Raw genomic sequence first — 19335 nt, forward strand, 5'->3', positions numbered from 1 at the left:
GTTCGGCCCGGTGCGCAACGTGTTTCGCATTGCCGGGTCGCCTCCGGCGGGAAGCCGGCCGAATCCCCGCGTCGTTGGCCAGACGCCGGCGAAGGCGGTAGGATGGACGCCTTGTCGGCCGGGGCTAGCGAAGGAGGATCCCGTGGCTAAGAAGAAAGACGGGAAGCCGACGGCGGCCCAGAAGGCGAAGGCGCAAGCCGACGCAAAGCAGGTGATCGCGCGCAACAAGAAGGCGCGGCACGAGTATTCCATCCTTGACACTTACGAGGCGGGAATGTCGCTGACCGGCACCGAGGTCAAGGCCCTTCGGCTGGGGCGCGCCTCGCTGGTCGACGCCTGGGTCGAAATCGACCGCTACGGCGAGGCTTGGCTTCACGGCGCGAACATTCCGGTATACGCGATGGGGACGTGGACGAATCACGCGCCCACGCGCAAGCGCAAGCTTCTGCTCCACAAACAGGAGATCGGCAAGCTCATGCAGAAGGTCCAGTCAAAGGGGCTGACCATTGTTCCGCTCGAGCTCTACTTCCTGCGCGGGCGGGCGAAAGTCGAGATCGCCTTGGCCGAGGGCAAGCAGGAGTGGGACAAGCGCGAGACCATCCGCCGTCGCGACGCCGACAGGTACGCGGAGCGCGCGATGGCCGCCGCCCGGCGTCGTTTGCGTTCTTAGCGACAAGCGCGGTTACACCGCGAGATAGTGTTACCACTGTCGCCTCTAGAGCGGACAGAACACGCTCATTGAACGCAGAAATCCGCAGTGCTCAATGCGTTGCGCCGATCATGTATGAGGGCTGGCTTCACGCGATTTCTTGTACTCGTCTGCCCACTGGCTGAACTTGCTTTTTGCCTCATCGAGACGCTGCGATCCGATGATCTCTAGCGCTGCCTTGTATGCGGGGCCAAAGTAGTCGTTGGTGGCGCCCCCTGAGGCCCCTGTCACCTTCCACTCCATGACGGGGCCGCCTACTTTGGGCTCCCATTCCGATGGGATGTCACGGATAACCTTGCACAAGGCCTCTGACTTTCGCGCGTCGACGGAGAATTCCTTTGCTTCGAACGTGGGTTTTGCTCCATAGCTCGGGCCGTGTGAAAACGACGCTTTGGCGCCGTTGGCAGAAAGCACGAGGGTCCATCGCGACGAATACGGCGGGGGAGTCGAGCCGCTGTTCCAACTAATCGATCCGACGCACGGTTTTGCGACGTCGGTGTTTGTGGAGCCGTTGGCGCTTGATGACTTCGAATCCTGGTCAGGCGTCGATCCGCAAGCGGCGAGCAGACCGAGAGCCGCTGAGATCGCTAGGAACTTCTTCATGGCTTTCACTTTCTGTTGTCGCAACCCAACCTTGTTCTGTTGTCGCAACCCAACCTTGCCGTGGCAGCCTGACCAGATGTCACAACCCGATTCATGCTGTCGTCCTTTGATGAAGGGAACCTTCTCTTTCTACCGTATCTCTTAATGATCGCGAACGCTACCGCGAAAGGCGTCCGACAAAATCGACGTTGAAGACTCTTAGACGGCAACCCTTGCGCTGAATGCCCTTCTCTAGACTAAAACGCTATTCTCACCGTTAAAACAACGCCGCCGCATTAAATCGACTCCATGGACAACCGCAGGACGGGTAAGAGGAGCGGTGAAACTATTTGTATTCGCATGCTCACAGTACGCTTGCTTATGGGGTGAAAGCGGCTGCGCGTTAGAATCAGGCTTATGGAAAACGCTGGTTTGGAAGGAGGCCGATGTTCTGCCTGAATTGCAACGCGGCTCTTCCGGGAAACGCCGGTGTATGCGGCAGATGCGGGATGCCGGTCAACAACGCCTCGCCCAATCATCCCTTCAGCCACATCAACCAAACGCCGTTCCCTTATCAGAACGCCCCGACGGGCCAATCCGGAGGTCCGGCAGGCTATCGGCAAGATTTCCCCGGTTACTCGCAGGGCCCGTGGGGTTATGGGCCGATACCCTCTGGACCGCCGACGGCGCAAGGAGGCTCCGCCCCGCCTTATGGCCCAGCTCAGTCTTACGGTCCCGCTCAGTCTTACGGTCCCGCTCAGTCTTTTCCTTCGCAGCGGGGCCCCATGCAGCAGGGCGGCCCATTCCAACAGGGGACGGCGCCTCACGGTAATCCCGGCTTTCAATCGAATCTGAGCGGAGGCCATGCCTCTGCGCCTGAGCCCGACCTCGGTCGTTTTCAGCCCAGGCCTGACTCCCGCCCAGCTTCGCAGCAGCCTGATCTCGGCCCCGGCCAATCCCAGCCGAATTTCGGGCCGGGTGCGCCGCAGTCTCAGCCCGATTTGGGCCCTGTGCAGCCTCGGTCGAACTTCGCCGCCGCGCAGCCTTCATCCGATTTCGGCCCTGCTTCGTCGCAGTCCGCAGCCCCTCACGCTCATTCTGCGCCGCAATTCGGCAGCCGTCCGGACACTCCTTTCGACGCCTACCTTTGGAGGGCGTCGTCGCGTCTTCAGGTGCCGTTTTCCTACCTGCCGGAGCTTTCGAGCTACCTCATGGTGACGGAACGCATGTCGGCAGTCATGGCGAATATGCACCAGTTCTTTTTCTTCACACAGAACGACGCCTGCAACGGCGCGCTGATGCATCAGTTCACGAGCGCTTGCGTCTCCTGGGCTCTCCACAATTACCAGGGTGCGCCGCGAGGCATGATGAAAGGCGTGGCAATCTATCCGGTGATGTGTCAGACCGTCGCCAATCCCGAGGTGATCGCCTTTACCAAGCAAAAACCGGATATGCATTATTCTTCTTTCACCCTGGCCTGCTCGGTGGAGCTGTCGACGGGACGAATTGAGTGGATGGAGAAGACGCCGGTCTACGGGCTCGCCATGTGGAACGGAGTCAAAAAGGCCGCCGAAATGGCATTGGCGTAGCCTCGCTGGACGTGCTCGGAAGCGCAGCCGTAGAGTTCAATCCATCGGGCGCGATCGCATTTCTCGTTGGGTGTTGCGGCGTCTCGTGCCATGTAGTGGACGAGGTCTCGCTAGAGATCCGGCCAGGCCTCCGTGCGTGTACGAGGCGGATCGAAGGCTTTCGGCCGCGATTCTCGATGCGCTCCAAGAAAGTGAGCTGCTCCACTTCCGCCCTCCGGCGGCGGTCGCCAGCGATCTTCATTGTCGAAAACCACACGGCCTGGACTTTGGCCTGAGGTGACAATCAACTAGACTCAAATGGTTCCAACAATAGCTTAAGGTGACACATGTTCTGTACAAATTGCAACGTAGCCCTTCCAAACGACGCGAGTATTTGCAGCAACTGCGGAATGCCCGTCAATCGCGCCCACTCCACGCAGAGCCCTGCCGTTTCCGGCCCTCAATCGCCGATGCAGCAGCCGGAGATGGCTCAGGCTCAGCCCGTCTCGCAGCAACCCCAGCCCGCTGCGCAGCCTCAGCAGCCGATGTCGCAGGATCCTGATTCCAATACGCCGTTCGGTGCATACCTTGGAAAGGTGTCAGCGCGTCTTCAGGTGCCGCCGACCTACATACCTGAGCTCTCGAGCTATCTCATGGTGAACCAGCGTTTCTCCGGGGCGTTGGCCAACATCCATCAGTTCTTCTTCCTCACCCAGAACGACGCCTGCAACGGGTTGATGATGCAGCAGTTCACAGAGTCTTGCGTTTCCTTCGCACTGAACAACTACAAGGGCGTGCCTCGAGGCCTGCAGAAGGGTATTGGAATCTACCCGGTAATGTGCCAGACGACGCCGAACCCAGAAGTCATTTCTTATACGAAACGCAAGCCGGACTCTCATTTTTCCGCCTTCGCGCTGCCGTGCTCCGTGAATCTTTCTACGGGATGGCTCGAGTACCTCGACAAGACTCCCTTGTGGGGGATGGCAATGTGGCGCGGAATCAAGAACGCCGCCAAGGAAGCGCTGCAGTACTGACGTCGAAAACGGCGATCTGCGTGGCGCCTTGAACCGGGCGGATCGCCAGCGAGCGCATGCCCCGCATCCGCCCTCTCTCACACCCCGCTGCCTCCCACAAAGCGGCGTCGCGACTGGCGATGACGCAGCGGTACCAGCGGAAGGATTTCTTTCGATACCGCTTAAGGGTGCCTGTGCCGTCGTCGTCGCGGTCGACGTAGATGAAGCCGTATCTTGCTCATCTGCGCTGTGGAGGCGCTGACCAGATCCACGGGCGCCCGTGACGCGTACCCGAGGACGTCGACGCCGTCTTCCACCGCTTCGGCACCTGCACGAGATGTCGCGGAAGATAGTCGATGCGGCAGTCGTCTTCCACGGTAAGCTCTCCGCCTGCTTCCACCAGCTCGTCTTTGGCGCCCAGACCGTTCTCGACGATGAACAGCGGCTATCCCCCAACGCTGCCAGTAGTCGTTGAGAACGATTCGCAGGCCGACTGGGTCGATCTGCCAGCCCCATTCGGAGGATCGAGCCTCGGGTTGGGCACGCCGTGGAACAGGTCCGCGCTGGGCGGCGCGCCTTCCGAGCGCCGTCTTTCAGCGGGCTCCTGCGCCCCGTCGACTGGCTCGTGCACGTGGTCCGAGGCTTTGCGGCCTGCCTTTGTGTGGCGCTCGGGTTTGTGGGCGCGCGGCTCTAGCCTTGCTTGGAGCTCTCGCGCCGTTTGGAAACGTCACTCTGCCCGGAGGCGCTGCCTTGCTTAAAGGCGCGGCCCTGCCCGGAAGTCTTGTCTTGTCCGGGGGTTTTCCTCTTCGCAAGCGACCTCTCGAAGCCCGCAGACTTCAACTTGTCCCGGAGCGCCGCGGCGTACTGGCGGTATCCTGCGGCATTCGGGTGATACCAGCTGATGAAGTTGCCGACCGTGAGGTAATTTACCGGATGGATCCACAGACCGTCGCCGTCGTCCTTGCTCCGGTCGGCATGCGGCTGGTGCCCCTCGAAACGATCGGGGACGTCGCTGACGAATACCGTCTGCCCAGGATGGGACGCGTTGTCCGCTTTGACGATCTCGGCTATCTTCTTGTTGCCCTCCCGGCTCAGAGCCCGGATTTCATCGCTGACACGCACCGTGCCGCCCGAGCTGTCGCGCAGCGTGAAGGAATCGTCGCGGACGAGCGTTGGGTAGGCCATGACCGCGATCGTGGCGTCCGAACGCAGGCCGCGTTGACGGATTGCGCTGAAAATGCGCCGGTACTTGCCTTCGACGTCGTTAAGGGACCGCCTGGCTTCGGCGATGCTGTTTCGACATTCATCCGCCTGGCTTTTAGACATGAGGCACGTTTTGAGAAGGCTGCCAAAGCCCATGTCGTTGCCTCCGATCGTCATGACGACGAGGTCAGTGCCGCTCGAAACGCCGTCCGCCTGCGGCCCGTTGATCACCGAACTGCCGAGCACGGCGCTTTTCTGGCTCATCGTGACCTGTTCGATTCGCGAGTTTGCGCACGAGACGTCGCGGACCTCGACGTCGGCGCCGCGTTTGCGAAGGCCCTCCGCATAGAGGTTTCCCGTGCTGTTCGAGCTTCGGAAGCACCTTCCGCCGGAGTAGGAGCCTCCGCCGACGCCCGAGGAGTATGAGTCGCCCATGATGGTGATGGAGAGCTTGGCGCCTTTGAGGTCGTTGAGATCTTTGCGAGACGAGGCCGACGACGGCGATTGCCCCGAAGCCCGGCGAACGTTGGAGGCTCCGCGGGCTTTGGCCGAAGCGGACGGGGGAGACGTCCTCTGAGCGGCGCCCCCTTTAGACGTTGAGGCCGCTTGGGGTTCGGAGGCGGAAGGCGCGTTGCAGCCGATCATTCCGCCTATCGCAAAAGCAGCCACTCCTGCAAGGGTTAGCCTCTTGCGCGTTGAGCCCTTGCGTGCCGAGCTTTTCTTCATCGCGTGTCCCTCTCGTTTTGCATCCTATATTCATTGTCTTCGCTCTATTCTTGGCTGTCCGCGACGCTCGTCTCTTTTCGCCGTCGGCAATCCTATGCCGGCGCTCACGCGTGCATGCGGGCGGCGTGTGCGGACGAATTGCCCCTGGAATTCGACGGAGAATCGATATAGAATAGTTGGGCTTCAATAGAGGCGCGTTCAATGAGAACAGAATACGGGGATGATCGGTTTCGACGGCGACTGTGCGCCGAAGGGAAGCGGGTCGAGGATGTAGAGTCATCTCGTTAACGATTCTCTGCAAACCAATAGGTGCCAAGAACAAGAGCACCGATTTCGCCCTCGCCGCCTGAGCGAGCTCCGAAATCCGTCAGCCTAGGGGTGCTTTCCTCTTAGAATCTGGCGTCGACTTTGAAAGCCACTGCCGAGCGGGTATGCAGCGGGCCCGCTCGGAACTCTTACGCTGCTAGGTCTGTCAGCGACTTGTTCGCGTGAGCGCTGGGGCCGAAAACAACGCACTGCGAACTGCACCCGGAGAATACTTGGGCAAGCATCGTCGGACGCGGGTTCAATTCCCGCCATCTCCACACTTTGAGGTCCTGTGACGTCGTTTTGACGTTGCAGGACCTTTTTATTCATGTCTGCCTGCAAGTCTTTCAGCGTCCGTTTGCCGAATCAGCGTCGCTGTGCAAGCTTAGCCTCCGTCCTAGCTCCCGCTCGGCGGGAGTGGCGGAAGTTGGACGGGCTTTCCCCTCGCCAGCCCGCCCCGAACTCTCGCCTCTTGGGTGCTCACGTCGTGGGAGGCCGTCGTCTCTGGCGCAGGAAGCAAGGCGGCAAAGGGAAAGGGAGAAGACGAGGAAGATTGGTCAAAACTTGGAGGCCAAACAGACAGTCTGAGAGTGAGCGTTCCGATAGACTAATAGACGCTCACCATTTACAGGGAAGAATCAAGGAGGATTCAATGTCCCAGTCAACTCCTGCGCCCACATGGGCGCCAGTCCCAACGGCGCCTAGACCGCAGTTGAAGAAACCCTTCTATAAACGTTGGTGGTTTATTGCTATTGTCTCGATTGTTGTGATCGCTGCGATCGGGCGGGCTCTTGAAGAGGGAAAGACCTCGAGCTCAAAGAGCGCGTCCCAGTCTCAAAGCGCGCCCGAGGCTAAAGCTGCGCCTCAGGCCCAAAGCGCCTCGGAAGCGACCGCCCCTGCTGCGACGCCGACTCCCGAGGCTAAGCCTAAAGTTCCTCGCGAGTACCAGAACGCGCTCGAGTCGGCTAAAAGCTACTCGAACGTCATGCATATGTCGAAGAAAGGCATTTACGACCAGCTAATCAGTCCGTACGCCGATAAATTCTCTGCTGAGGCTGCTCAATACGCTGTCGATAACCTTCAAGCTGATTACAACGCAAACGCGCTTGCCAAGGCAAAGGGGTACCAAGAGACCATGCACATGTCTTCCCAGGCCATTCGCGACCAGCTCACCAGCGAGCACGGCGAGAAATTCACCGCCAGTGAGGCGGATTACGCTATAGCGCATCTCAACGATTAGCAAGAACTGACGGCGCCAGCACAGAGGCCGGAGGCAACGCAGACCGCCGGTATCAGCGCTAACTGTCAGCGCAAACTGCTTGGCGGCCCATACAGGAGGCAGCCCCGGATCCCAACAAGCGGTTCGGGGCTGCCTCTGAGAGCGGTTTCGATGCGGGTTATCGTGTGTTACCGAGAAGAAGTCAGCCTAGCTCCTCGGCCTCGGACCTTGCCGGTGTCTCATCGGCGTCGGCCTCGCGCATCGAACCGGCTCCGGGTTTGGACGACGACCCAGCTCCGGGGGCGGACGCCGACCCGGGTTCGAGTTTGGCTTTGGGCGTCGGCTCGGACTTCTTCGTCGACTCGGCCTGGGCTCTCGCCTCGCCGGCAATGGGAGCCTTCGGCGCGATCGCGCGGCCCTTCTGTTTGTGGACCTTGCTCTTTTTCGGCGCTGCGGCGTCGTCCCTCTTCGCCGAATTCTTTGCGGCAGGGGCGCCCCTGCGCGGACCCTCGAAATCGGGGCGGCCGGTGCCGTGATCGACCGTTGGGCGTCCGAGCCCCTTCGCCAGGAGGGAGGAGCGCCCGGCTTGGAAGTCTGCGAGAACGTCCCGAACGCCGATCGCGCTCGCCTGGGGCGGACGGTGGATGACGTCGAGAACCGACAGCAGCGTGGAGACGAGCACTCCGGCGTTGCGATAGACGAGGTAGCGGCTGGTCCACTCCGGCCGGAACTTCTCCTTATAGGAGCGCAAGCCTTTGAAATTGTATGCGCGGTTGCCGAAGTCGTAGATGTAGCGCACGACCTTCTGTTTGCTTCCCGAATAGACGGCCCGTCCGGTGTTCGACAGCGGCGCCATTCCGAGATTGTAGTACTCATACCCGGCGTCGCGCGCCCACTCGATAAGGGAAACAAAGATTCCGTCCATCGTGCCTCCGGGTGCGTCCGGACGAATGCGCATGAGGTCGATAGACGCGACATTCGGGCTGGCCGGCATGATTGAGGCGAAACCCTCGATCCGCTTCTCGTTGCGCACGACGGCGATGGGAGCCCTCCCAAGATAGGCCGGATCGAAGCGCCCCAGCGAGAATCCCATCTCCTCGCGTTTGCCGATCCAAGCGTCGGAAACGGATCGAACTTCGTCGAGGAACTCTTGCGTGAATGGAGGTTCGATGAGCTCGAAGTGGGTTCCCTTTTCCTCCATGCGGTTGCGCATGCGCCGGAAGATTTTGCCCTTGTTTCCGACATTCGAATAGGTTTCCAAGTTGAGCATCGCGTCTTCGCCGATCTTGACGAAGGTGAAGCCCTGATCGGCGCATGTGGCCAGGTACTTCGCCGAAAGCTCGTAGATCGCGACGTTCATTCGATGTTCTTCCGCCAATCGAACGAATTCGTCGATGGCCGCCTCGAAGCACTTCTCGTCGCCGATCGGATCGCCCAAGATGATGAGGTTGTTGCGATGAGGGCGGTACAGGAGTGCGACGTTGCCCTTGGCGGAATAGAAGACGTGCTTGTCTCCGAGGAAGAAAAGATGCGAGTACTCGTTGCCGCCGTACTTGGCCAAAAACTCCTCGTAGCGGGCCACGTCTTCCTCCGTCGGCGGGGTGAATTCCAGGCGTCCTCCCCTGGAAAAGAGGATCGTCAGGGTCAGGATGACGCACAGGGCGCCGTAGAAGAAGGTATGTCTCAAGGCCGTGCCGTGGTCCGGGAAGGGCCGCTCGATCTGGTGGTCGTGGTAGAGGCGCCATAGAAAGATCCCCAGGGGAATGCCGACGATCGTCAAGGCGGAGACGACGAACCCCTTGGCCGTCAGCTTGAGCGGAGCCCGATTGAAGGCGCTGCGCACCGAGAAAAGGATTGTGGAAAGCACCAAAAGGATGAGCGCTTCTTCCCAATCGAGGCCTTTTGCGATGGACGTGGCCGCCCCCGCCACCATGATCGTGAACGAGATTCCCCAGATTCTGGCGACTCGGGCGCGAATGCCTCGGGAAAGGATGATGAGCATGATCCCGATGAGCAGCGTCGTCATTCGCGACGCCTCGATGACGCCGTGGGGGACGATGTTGTTGAGTATGTCGAATCGTCTCGAAATGGCCGGGCTGAAAACGGAAATGATGAGGACGACGCCGGCGAGGAGCGTCCCGATCCACAGGACGGTCACGAGGGTGTCCTCGCGCTTGCGCTTGTCTCCCAAACCGATCTTCGGCGCCAACAGCTCGCTCGCTCCGTAGAGGCTGGCAAGAATCCAGGGAATCGCGTAATAGCAAACGCGATAGACGATGATCGCCAGAAGAAGGCGCGTGGTGTCGTATCCGACGCCCTTGAAAAGGGTCGCCACCGTCAGATCGAAGGTTCCCAGCCCGCCCGGAATGAAGGATATGAGGCCCACCAGGGTGCCCGTCGAGTAAACGAACAGGGAAAGCCACAGATCCGCTTCGGGAATGAAGAGGAGAACGCACGCCCAGAAATACACGCCGGCGACGACCCAGTCGAACAGCGAGGCGAAGGTCATCTCCGTTTTCTGCTTGAAGTTTTGCAGTGCGAAGGGGGAACGGCTCAAGTCGATTTTGCCGATTTTGAGTTTCCCGCCCCAGAAGTAGAGCGGGATGTACAGGCTCATGACGAGCGGGACGATCCATAAGCCCCCGCGGTCGTATTTGATCGCAAAGGGAAGCGTGGCGACGAGCATGACGAACAGGCCGATGAGGTTGGACGCCCACACCGCCAGGGTGATCTTCAGCGCCGTGTCTTTGTCTGCGCCCGCCTTCGCGTAGTACTTTGCGCGAATCGTCCCTCCGGTCAAGCCTCCCAATCCCGCGAAGTTGTTGAAGGCTTGGGCCACCCACCCGATTTTCAGGGAAGTGCGAATCGGTATCTTCACACCGAAATGACGCGAGGCGAAGATGTCGTAGGCGCCCGTCGCCGTGAAGGCCAGAGTCCCGCCGACGACGATCGCAAGCAGAGTGGGGCGCGGAACCTCGGTGAAGAGCTCGGCCATGCTGGGGCCCGAAATTGTTTCGAATTCGCCGCGGGCAACGAGGAAAACGCCGATCGCCATAAGCGTGTAGAACGTGTACCTCGCTATGCGCGGATGCGCCTTGACAACGTCAACGATCTTCTTCATACGGCCTTTCCGTCCGTCTACACTCGAGTTTTCCGTTTTTCGGCGCCCGAGTCTTGCGTCTGTCGTCGCCCGAGGGCTGTGGGCGGGGCATGCCGCCCAAAAGGCCAATGCTACCCGAGAGCGCCGGGTGCGCCATTTGATTCGGGCTCGCGCCGACGTCGCCGGGCTTGGCGTCTGCCGTGCCTGTGCGTGTGGAGGGCTTGGCGTCTGCCGTGCCTGTGCGTGTGGAGGGCTTGGCGTCTGCCGTGCCCGTGCGTGTGGAGGGCTTGGCGTCTGCCGTGCCCGTGTGTATGCCGGCGTGCGGCGCGACCGGTGGGCCGACGAGGCTGACATCGCCGGCCGTGCCCGTGTGTATGCCGGCGTGCGTTTCGGTTGTGGTCTTGATGTCTGTGTCCGCGGTGTCTGAGTTATGGACCGCTGTGATTCTTGCGCCTGTGCATGTTGCGACGGATTCCCCGGCGGCAAGGTGCGTGCCTGCGGGGGACTCCGCGTGTTTCAAAATCAAACAAGGCGGCTTCGATGGGTGACGGAAATCGCGCCCGTTGCCGCTGTCGGGTTGCGCCTTGCGATCGACGCCGAACGGCATTCTCCGCTCGGCGCAAGAGTGTGGCGTGTGGTCGGCGTCGGGTTGCGTTTTGCGGTCGGCGTCGGAGTATGACGCCATGCGGTCGGCGTCGGACGCAATGCGATTAAGCCTGCGTTCGTCAGTGGGCCGCGTTCGGGTAAGTGACGGTTCCAAATCCTTCGCTCGCTTGTCATCGCTCTGTGCGCCTGGGTCATGGCTCTACTTACTATGGCGGTAGATCCTGGGAGCTTTCTGATGGCTGTGCTGCGGTCGGCGATGGATGAGTTCGTCCGCGCTGAGATCGCTGTGTTGCGATCGGCGCAAACACGGTGATCCGACACGCCTAGTTCCGGTTCGACGTCGTTGACTCGGGTTCGACGTCGTCAGGCAGGCGCAGGCGGACTGCGACCGTTATGTCGGCGTCGTTCTGGTGTCTCGCCGGCGTGGCTGTGGGGGTTTGGCGGCGTCGTTCTGGTGTCTCGCCGGCGTCGTCCTTTCTCTTGTCGAATGCTGCGCTGCCTTGGAACTCTTTTGGGGGAGTGCGGCGCTAGCACGTTGCGTGGCGTTTGGCCAATAGCGTGATTGCGGGCCCGCAGGTGCCCAAATGCCTTGCAATTACTCATACCGTAGATGGACTTCGAGGCCTAAAAGTTACGCATCTCACTTAAAACGCGCCACTTAATGCGCGAATTTACGCCAGTTTGCCGTGAAATCCGCTAGATTACTGAAGTAGTGGCCCGTCCGGGCCCTTCACTTCAACGAAAGGTATGGGTATGTCCATCAACCGTACTGAACTTATTGCCAAAATTGCCGAGAAGGCGAATCTGTCGAAGACGGACGCCGACAAGGCCGTTGCCGCGCTCCAGGACGTCTTGGTCGATTCGCTCTCGAAGGGCGAGGCGGTCAAGATTACAGGCCTCCTGGCTGTGGAGCGCACGGAGCGCGCCGCCCGTAAGGGGCGCAACCCCCGCACCGGCGAGGAAATTCAGATTCCGGCCGGTTACGGCGTCAAGCTGACCGCTGGCTCGGCCCTTAAGAAGGCCGTGACGGAATGATTGCGGGCTAGGCTCGCGATCTTGCGAGTCTAGGTGGCGAAACCAATTTTTCCACCGCGAGTAAAGGCCTCGAGCGTCGACCGACGATCTCAAGCGTCGATCGAGAATGCCGACGTCGAACAGAGGCCGTTGCCACGAAAACATTGACGTGGCTGTGAATAAAAGCCGCAATTGAGCGGCACTGCTCTGAAAAGAGCCAATGGGGTCCGGGTCTGGTCCGGGCCCCATTTTTATTTGAGGCGCCTTTTGTCGGGGGGCTGCTTGTTGTCCGGGCCTGCTTGTTGTCCGGGGGCTGCTTATCGGGGCTTGTTATCGGGGGGGGCCGCTTGGGGCGGCGATTCGCGGGGCGGTCTCAGGGTTTGAGCGACGTTTTGCCGGCGGCGTCTTGGGGCTGGTTGGTTTGGGTGATGCTTTGCCGGCGGCGTCTTGGGTCTGGCTGGTTTGGGCAGTGCTCCGGCGCTTCGGGCGCGGGCTCGTTTGCTTATGAATCGGTTTGCCGGCGGGCCGGAGCCGTTGGGGCGGTTGTGCCGAAGAGATGGGGAAGTGCTTTGACGCCGGCTTGCTCCACGCGTGCCGCGGTGGGGTGTGCCGGAAAGGCAGGGATGTGCTGGCGATTTGGTTTGTCGACGGCTGCTGATGAATTCATTCTTAAAGTTCAAGTTTTACATTATATTTAGCGGAAAAGCATTCGAACAAAAACTTGACATTATATTTCATATATTCTAGAATAGAAGTGAAAGATGAGGGCCTGAGGTTGAAGGAGGCTGTTGACATGAGCGCCGACGTCGGCATTCTTGACGTTGCGTCCGCTCAGAGCGGAGCGCCTACGCCGACCTTCAGTGTGCGCAACGGGAGGAAAGGGCGGATTCCGGCCGTCAGAGAGGGGCGCGGATTTGGCAAGTGCCTTGCGGAGTTGGAAGCGCTTGTCTCTGAGTTAGGAGAGAAGGACGTCTTCGGATTGTCCGACGAGCAGCTTCTGTCAGGTGCGCAGGCGCTGGCCAAACTCGCCTCTCGTTTAGGCGCTGTGCGCGGGCAGGTGCTCGTTGCCGTCGACGAGAGGTGCAGCTGGCAGTCTTCGGGGATGCGTACGCTCATTCAGTGGAACGAGAGGTCCTCTGGCCAGTCGCCGAAGGCCGCCACAAGGGAAATCGAACGGGCCCGCGCCTTGGAAGAGGATTTGCCTGTCCTGTCGAGAGCGCTTAAAACCGGTGAGATTTTTGCCGAGCACGTCGACGTCGTCCGCAAGGTCTTTTCCACCCCGGTCTTGAAAAAGGCCGCGAACGATGAAGGAGTTCAAAAAGAATTCGTTTCCTGGGCGAAACGATGCGGGGCCCGGGAATTCGAACGGCGGGTCAGAGCCCGCGCTTTGAGGGACGATCCCGCTTTGGGCGTTGAGCTTGAAAAATCTGAGGCGAAAGACGAACGGGTCGCTTTCGCGCCCGAGGGATTCGGCATGCGCGTCACCGGCTGGCTTTCGAGCGAGACGTCTGCAATCCTGGACACCGCGTTGAGTGCTCTAATGGGGCGCAAAAGCGTGGACGATGCGAGAACCTTGCCTCAGCGGCGTGCGGGGGCCTTGATTGAGTTGGCGAGTCTCAAGCTTGACGAGGGCAGCCTGGGCAGAGGCGCGAGAATTCGCCCGCACCTGTCCGTTCACGTGCCTTTGGCGACGCTTGTGGAGGTCGAAAGAACATCTCGGCCGTGCGCGTCTTTGGACGTCGGCTTTTCCTCGGACGGGCGTGGCGACGAGAACAGGGGCGACGCTGAGAAGACGCACATCGGTGAAATCGGAGAGTGGCCTGGTTCTTCGCGCTCCGAGCTTGAGATCGGATCGTTCGAAGAAGTCGGATCGGTCGAAGAAGAAGGCGAGTTGCTCGAAGGGCGAATCCGATTGTTCGAGGAAAGGCGGCGAACGGCAGGGCGAAAACACGATGGATGCTGCGAGGCCGGCTGCGGGCAGGGGCGCATTGGCCGCTGCCTCGATCGGGTCCGCGAAGAAAGCCGGGAGCTTGGAAAGCTTCTGGCGGTGATGCCCGCCGCCGTGGACCTAACCGCTTTGAAGGGGCTTGAACCGGCGACGCTAGATGATGGTTCGGCTTTGTCGATGACCCAGTTGGCGCGATTGATGTGTGACTCGTCGGTCTCCCGTGTCGTGTTTTCGTCAAGCGGCGAAGTGATGGACGTCGGACGCGAAAAACGTCTGTTCACACCTGCGCAGGCCAGAGCCGTCGTCGCCAGGGATCGAACATGCCGTTATCCGGGGTGTTCCGATACGATTGCCCACGGGCAGATTCATCACGCTTTGCCTTGGCAAGCGGGAGGCCGCACAGATCTCGCCAACGCCGTTCTGCTGTGCTGGCATCACCACAGCCTCGTCCATCGTGAGATGGTCACGAGCTTTCACCACGACGGAGGGTTTCTGTTCAGCGGAAAAGACGGGGCGGTGATAGGCGTGCGTCGCAACGGAACATGAACGGAAAACGTGAACGGAATATGTCGGCGGCAATTTTGATGGGCAGGCTTGGCGTGTGGGATACGTCCCGGCGGAGGGGCTGAGCGTGCCGTAGCGGGCGGGGTTAAGATCGTCCCTATGAGTACACTGCCTCCCGAACCGCCGCGCGGTCCAGAAAGCCCGGAGACCGCGGGTTCCCCAAGCGTCGACGTCCTCGAACGCGAACAGGAGCAGCACAGCCCCGGCGACGACGAGCGCTATGCGCACTACGTCCGCAAAGAAAAGATCACCGAATCGGCCCTGTCCGGCCATCCGGTGGTGGCGCTGTGCGGAAAAGTGTGGACACCCTCCCGCGATCCCGAAAGATACCCCGTGTGCCCGACATGCAAGGCCATTCGCGACGAGCTCGGCAAGCAGGGCTCCTCGTGGCCCTTCGGCCCCGACGTCCCAGGGAACGGGAAGTGAGCAGCCTGAGCAGCCACCCACTCCCGAAAACCGCTTCCGTCCACGCCGCAGAGACCCTCTCGCCCTCCTTCCCGCAACGCGCGGCTTGGGGCACGGCGTCGTCCCTGCGGGCATGGCAGGCCGAGGCGCTCCAGGCGTACATGGCTAGCCAACCGCAGGATTTCCTCGCAGTGGCGACGCCCGGAGCGGGGAAGACGACCTTCGCCCTGCGCGTCGCGACAGAGCTCATGGCAAAGGGCGCTGTCCGACGGGTCACCGTCGTGTGCCCCACCGAGCATCTGAAAACGCAGTGGTCGGAGTCGGCCGTGCGCGTGGGGCTTACTCTCGACCCCGACTTCACGAACGCGCAAGGCGAAGAAGGCAGCTTCTTCGACGGAGTGTGCGTCACGTACGCGCAAGTCGCGGCGAATCCAGGGCTTCACAAGCGCCGCACCGCTTCCCGGCCGACCCTCGTCATCCTTGACGAAATCCACCACGGCGGCGACGCCCTCTCTTGGGGCGACGGCATACGCGAGGCCTTCCAAGGAGCGGCCCGGCGGCTCTCGCTCACAGGCACGCCCTTCAGATCGGACGATTCGCCGATCCCGTTCGTCGAGTACGCCGACGACGGCGACGGCGTGTTCCGCTCGCGCGCCGATTACACGTACGGGTACGCCGAGGCGTTGCGCGACGGCGTCGTGCGGCCCGTCATGTTCCTCAGCTACTCGGGGCAGATGCGGTGGCAGACGAAGCAGGGCGACGTCGTCGAAGCGACCCTCGGCGAGCCTCTGACCAAAGACATGACCGGGCAGGCCTGGCGGACCGCCCTCAATCCCGCGGGCGACTGGATCCAGGCGGTCCTCGCCGCGGCAGACGAACGCCTGACTGCTGTGCGCAAATCGATTCCCGACGCCGGGGGCCTCGTCATCGCCACCGACCAGAGGGCCGCCCGCGCATACGCGGAAAGGCTGGAGGCCATCAGCGGGCAGCGGCCAACCGTGGTGCTTTCCGACGACGCCGGCGCCTCCGACCGGATCGCCGAGTTCTCCGCTGGAGACGAGCGATGGATGATCGCCGTGCGCATGGTTTCCGAGGGCGTGGACGTGCCCAGGCTCGCCGTCGGAGTGTATGCGACGTCGGCCTCGACCCCGCTGTTCTTCGCCCAGGCGATCGGGCGCTTCGTGCGCGCGCGCAAGCGCGGGGAGACCGCGACGGTGTTCCTCCCCTCCGTCCCGCAGCTTCTCGGCCTAGCGGCCGAGATGGAGGTCGAACGCGACCATGCCCTGGGGGAGAAGAAGCGAGAAGACGGTTGGGACGACGAGCTTCTCGAGCGCGCCAATTCAGAAGAGCAGGCCAGCGACCAGCTCGCGTTCCCCGGCTTTGAGGCGCTGGAATCGGATGCGTCGTTCGACAGGGCGCTTTTTGACGGCGGCGAATTCGGGCTGGGCGCCGAGGCCGGATCCGACGAGGAAGCAGATTTCCTCGGGATTCCCGGGCTTTTGGAGCCCGAGCAGGTCACCACTCTTCTGCGCAAGCGCCAGGCGGCGCAATCGGCCCAGCCGAAGAAAGCGGCGCCCGTCAGCGATCCGCGGCGGCGGCGCGAGGTGCGCAAGGAGCTGACCTCGCTCGTCTCGGCCTGGGCGCAGAAATCGGGCCAGCCGCACGCCTTCGTCCACGCCGAGCTCCGCCGAATCTGCGGCGGGCCGGAAGTGGCGCGGGCCTCCGTCGAACAGATCGAATCCCGAATCGGGCAGGTGCGCCGATGGTTCGTGGGGCGGATGTAGCGCTTCCAGATCCGGCGTAAAATCCGGAGAGAAGCAGTCTTTTAGCGGGGTGTGAGTAAGAAAACCGACCCATCGCGCATCGGAGGCCGAAGCCCGTGATGCGCGAGACGAGCCGTCAGTCGTCGCCCTCGAAGATGTCGAGCATTTTGGTGGGGACGGCGGGCTCGCCGCTGGAGAGGCGCCATCCGTCGTAGGGCAGCTCGGCGCGGGATTCCTCGTGGCGGGCGGCGGCCGCTGCGATGGCTGCCTTCCCGATCCGGGATTCGTCGATCGCGCCGGCGTCGACGAGTTTGACCTGAAGGGGGCGGGCGCCCGCCCGCTCGAGGTAGTCGAGGCCCTCCTGCCAGCTTCCGGCCGAGACGACGAGCTCCTGGGCGGCGCTGCCACGCTGGTCGCAGACGCGGCCCGCGACCTTGAGCCCGCCCACGCTTGCCTTGTTCTTCGAGCTTTTGGCCACCTCGTGCATTTTTCCGTCGGCGCCCTCGCGCTGGACGAGCTTGTAGACCATCTCCGCCGTCGGATGCCCCGAGCCGGTCACGACCCTCGTTCCGACGCCGTAAGAATCTACCGGCGCGGCGCCGAGGGCGGCGATGGAGTATTCGTCGAGGTCGCTCGTGACGGTGATCTTCGTCGACGTCGCGCCGAGGTCGTCAAGCTGCTTGCGCACGGTGAACGCCTGGGCGACGAGGTCGCCCGAATCGAGCCGGACCGCGCCCAGCTCGCCGCCGGCCTCGCGTGCGGCGGCGACGGCGTTGTTCACGCCCTCGGCGATGTCGTAGGTGTCCACCAGCAAGGTGGTCCCCGTGCCCATCGTCGCGATTTGGGCGGCGAACGCCTCCTTCTCCGAATCGTGGACGAGGGTGAAGGAATGCGCGGACGTCCCGGCGACGCCGAGGTCATAGGTGCGCCCGCCTTCCAGGTCCGACGTCGCCGTGAAACCCGCGATGACGGCGGCGCGCGCGGCGTGGACGGCCGCGGTTTCGTGCGTGCGGCGCGCGCCGAATTCCAGGCAGGGGCGGCCGTGGGCGGCGGCCGTCATGCGGGAGGCGGCCGTGGCCACCGCCGAATCGTGGTTGAGGATCGAAAGGATGACCGTTTCCAACACGACGCATTCGGCGAATGAGCCGGTGACCGTGAGTACGGGGGAGTGCGGGAAATAGCATTCGCCCTCGGCATACCCGTAAACGTCGCCCGCGAAGCGGTAGTCGGCGAGGTACTCGGCGGTGCGGTCTGAGACGATCGCGCGAGACGCGAGATACTCGATTTCCTCGGGGTTGAAGCGGAAATCGCGGATCGCTTCGAGGAGGCGCCCGGTGCCGCAGACCACGCCGTAGCGCCTCTCGCCGGGAAGCCTGCGCCCGAAGGCCTCGAAGACACACTTCCTTTCGGCGGTGCCGGAGGCGATGGCTGCGTCGACCATCGTCAGCTCGTACATGTCGGTCATGAGCGACGTCGTGGAGAATGCCATGCGGCAATTGTACGCGAGTTGAACGCCGGACGCGCTATGGGCGGGCGGGGCTTGGTGGTGAGGTCGCCGGAGAAAACCGCGGCGAAACCTCTCAAAACCATGTGGTTACGGGTAGACTAGTTGTGTGAACAGCCAGTCGACGCCCTCTTCGACGCCAGCGCCAACGGAGGTCCCCGCGAAGTTTGGGACCTGGCGGACGGTTGTCCACAACGACCCGGTCAATCTCATGACCTACGTCGAGTGGGTTTTCGAAAGCTATTTCCACATAAGCCGGCGCCGGGCGCGCATGCTTATGCTTCAAGTGCACAACGAGGGCCGGGCCGTCGTCTCGCGCGGGGCGCGCGAACAGATGGAGGCCGACGCTCAAGCCATGCAGTCCTACGGACTGTGGGCGACGATCGAAGAAGCGGAGTGAGGGCGATGGAGGCGTTCAGGCCGTGGAGGGGCGGCTACCTGTCCAAGGCGCAGGAGACCGAACGGCGTCTGCTTGCGCGGATGGCATGCGACGTCGTCGAGATGCTCGGCCATTCGATGGCCGATCTGGCCGAACGCGAAAGCTCCAACGCGGCAGAGGCGGATCCGCTCGCCGCTTACGAGGCCGAGCTCTCCGGCGTCGCAGGCGGGCTCGCGAGCTCCGGACGGGCGGACCCCGAGCTGGCGGACTCCGAGCGGGCGGGCGGGCGCAGGCCCATCGACGACGCGATGTTCCGGCTCCTGCCGGACATGTCCGAAGACCCGAGGCAGGCCGAGGCTTTGCGGGAGATGACCTCAGCGAGCCTGTCGGCCGCCAAGGCCGAGCATCTGTTCATACTGTGGCGGTCGGTCAACGGGGCGACGGACGACGTGTGGGTCGGCAACGAGGACATGCCCGGGTGGATATCGGCGATCAACTCGATCCGGCTGGTGCTCGCCTCGCGCCTGGACATCCAAGGCGAGGAGGACGGACGGGAGATCTACGAGGTCGCCCAGGACATCACGGGGGCCAACGGCAAGGGCAATCAGCGCGAGGTGCAGACCCCCGACGAATTGCTTCGAGTCCTCTACACGATGGTTACCTGGTGGCAAGAGTCACTGCTTTTGGCTGCGAGGAATAAGACTCCTCACCGATAAAGTTTTGTCC

The 19335-nt window shown here is 62.1% G+C and carries 14 protein-coding genes, 1 other RNA gene and 1 pseudogene; 11 read left to right on the forward strand and 5 right to left on the reverse strand.

What is annotated here, in order from left to right:
• Positions 1-142 precede the first annotated feature (142 nt).
• Positions 143-670, forward strand: a complete 528-nt coding sequence (gene smpB, locus A4H34_RS06235; protein WP_064231403.1) for an SsrA-binding protein SmpB — start codon at positions 143-145, stop codon at positions 668-670.
• Positions 671-778: 108 nt separating this feature from the next.
• Here the strand turns inward: smpB and A4H34_RS06240 are convergent, their stop codons facing one another.
• Positions 779-1312: a hypothetical protein gene (locus A4H34_RS06240; RefSeq protein ID WP_064231404.1), complete on the reverse strand. Its 534-nt coding sequence runs from the start codon at positions 1310-1312 to the stop codon at positions 779-781.
• Between the two features lie 1151 nt (positions 1313-2463).
• On the opposite strand from A4H34_RS06240, the gene A4H34_RS06245 reads away from it, so the two are divergent.
• Together A4H34_RS06245 and A4H34_RS06250 are read left to right on the forward strand one after the other, a co-directional pair.
• The gene (locus A4H34_RS06245; protein ID WP_064231405.1) at positions 2464-2880 is read left to right on the forward strand and encodes a hypothetical protein; all 417 of its coding nucleotides are present in this window, start codon (positions 2464-2466) and stop codon (positions 2878-2880) included.
• 389 nt (positions 2881-3269) lie between these two features.
• Positions 3270-3893: a hypothetical protein gene (locus tag A4H34_RS06250; RefSeq protein WP_231870972.1), complete on the forward strand. Its 624-nt coding sequence runs from the start codon at positions 3270-3272 to the stop codon at positions 3891-3893.
• Here the strand turns inward: A4H34_RS06250 and A4H34_RS11565 are convergent.
• Together A4H34_RS11565 and A4H34_RS06255 are read right to left on the reverse strand one after the other, a co-directional pair.
• Positions 3859-4272, reverse strand: a pseudogene (locus A4H34_RS11565) (family 1 glycosylhydrolase). The gene A4H34_RS06250 and the pseudogene A4H34_RS11565 overlap by 35 nt on opposite strands.
• A gap of 290 nt (positions 4273-4562) precedes the next feature.
• Positions 4563-5744: an SGNH/GDSL hydrolase family protein gene (locus A4H34_RS06255; protein WP_197480432.1), complete on the reverse strand. Its 1182-nt coding sequence runs from the start codon at positions 5742-5744 to the stop codon at positions 4563-4565.
• A 273-nt stretch (positions 5745-6017) separates the two neighbouring features.
• Here A4H34_RS06255 and ssrA point away from each other — a divergent pair.
• Both ssrA and A4H34_RS06265 read left to right on the forward strand, forming a co-directional pair.
• Positions 6018-6388: a transfer-messenger RNA gene (ssrA, locus tag A4H34_RS06260) on the forward strand.
• Between the two features lie 431 nt (positions 6389-6819).
• Positions 6820-7347 carry an Ltp family lipoprotein gene (locus A4H34_RS06265; protein WP_156510278.1) on the forward strand — a complete coding sequence of 176 codons (528 nt, stop codon included), beginning with the start codon at positions 6820-6822 and terminating at the stop codon, positions 7345-7347.
• Positions 7348-7528: 181 nt separating this feature from the next.
• Here A4H34_RS06265 and mprF read toward each other — a convergent pair whose 3' ends face one another.
• Positions 7529-10447, reverse strand: a complete 2919-nt coding sequence (mprF, locus tag A4H34_RS06270; protein ID WP_231870973.1) for a bifunctional lysylphosphatidylglycerol flippase/synthetase MprF — start codon at positions 10445-10447, stop codon at positions 7529-7531.
• A gap of 1338 nt (positions 10448-11785) precedes the next feature.
• On the opposite strand from mprF, the gene A4H34_RS06280 reads away from it, so the two are divergent.
• From A4H34_RS06280 to A4H34_RS06295, 4 genes are all read left to right on the forward strand, one after another.
• Complete coding sequence (locus A4H34_RS06280; RefSeq protein WP_040322723.1) at positions 11786-12067, forward strand: HU family DNA-binding protein; 282 nt, start codon at positions 11786-11788, stop codon at positions 12065-12067.
• Positions 12068-12839: 772 nt separating this feature from the next.
• Positions 12840-14540, forward strand: coding sequence for an HNH endonuclease signature motif containing protein (locus A4H34_RS06285; protein ID WP_064231409.1), 1701 nt, complete (start codon positions 12840-12842; stop codon positions 14538-14540).
• 117 nt (positions 14541-14657) lie between these two features.
• Positions 14658-14984: a DUF3039 domain-containing protein gene (locus A4H34_RS06290; protein WP_064231410.1), complete on the forward strand. Its 327-nt coding sequence runs from the start codon at positions 14658-14660 to the stop codon at positions 14982-14984.
• 5 nt (positions 14985-14989) lie between these two features.
• Positions 14990-16747, forward strand: a complete 1758-nt coding sequence (locus A4H34_RS06295; protein ID WP_082903154.1) for a DEAD/DEAH box helicase — start codon at positions 14990-14992, stop codon at positions 16745-16747.
• 115 nt (positions 16748-16862) lie between these two features.
• Here the strand turns inward: A4H34_RS06295 and A4H34_RS06300 are convergent, their stop codons facing one another.
• Complete coding sequence (locus A4H34_RS06300; RefSeq protein WP_064231412.1) at positions 16863-18215, reverse strand: nicotinate phosphoribosyltransferase; 1353 nt, start codon at positions 18213-18215, stop codon at positions 16863-16865.
• A 124-nt stretch (positions 18216-18339) separates the two neighbouring features.
• Between A4H34_RS06300 and clpS the strand changes: the two genes are divergently transcribed.
• Together clpS and A4H34_RS06310 are read left to right on the forward strand one after the other, a co-directional pair.
• Entirely contained in the window at positions 18340-18630 is a 291-nt protein-coding gene (clpS, locus tag A4H34_RS11255; RefSeq protein WP_040322721.1) for an ATP-dependent Clp protease adapter ClpS, read from the forward strand.
• Between the two features lie 5 nt (positions 18631-18635).
• Positions 18636-19325: a DUF2017 family protein gene (locus A4H34_RS06310; RefSeq protein ID WP_156510279.1), complete on the forward strand. Its 690-nt coding sequence runs from the start codon at positions 18636-18638 to the stop codon at positions 19323-19325.
• The last annotated feature ends 10 nt before the right edge of the window (positions 19326-19335 follow it).

The organism is Peptidiphaga gingivicola, from assembly GCF_001652275.1.
Taxonomy (GTDB): Bacteria; Actinomycetota; Actinomycetes; order Actinomycetales; family Actinomycetaceae; genus Peptidiphaga; species Peptidiphaga gingivicola.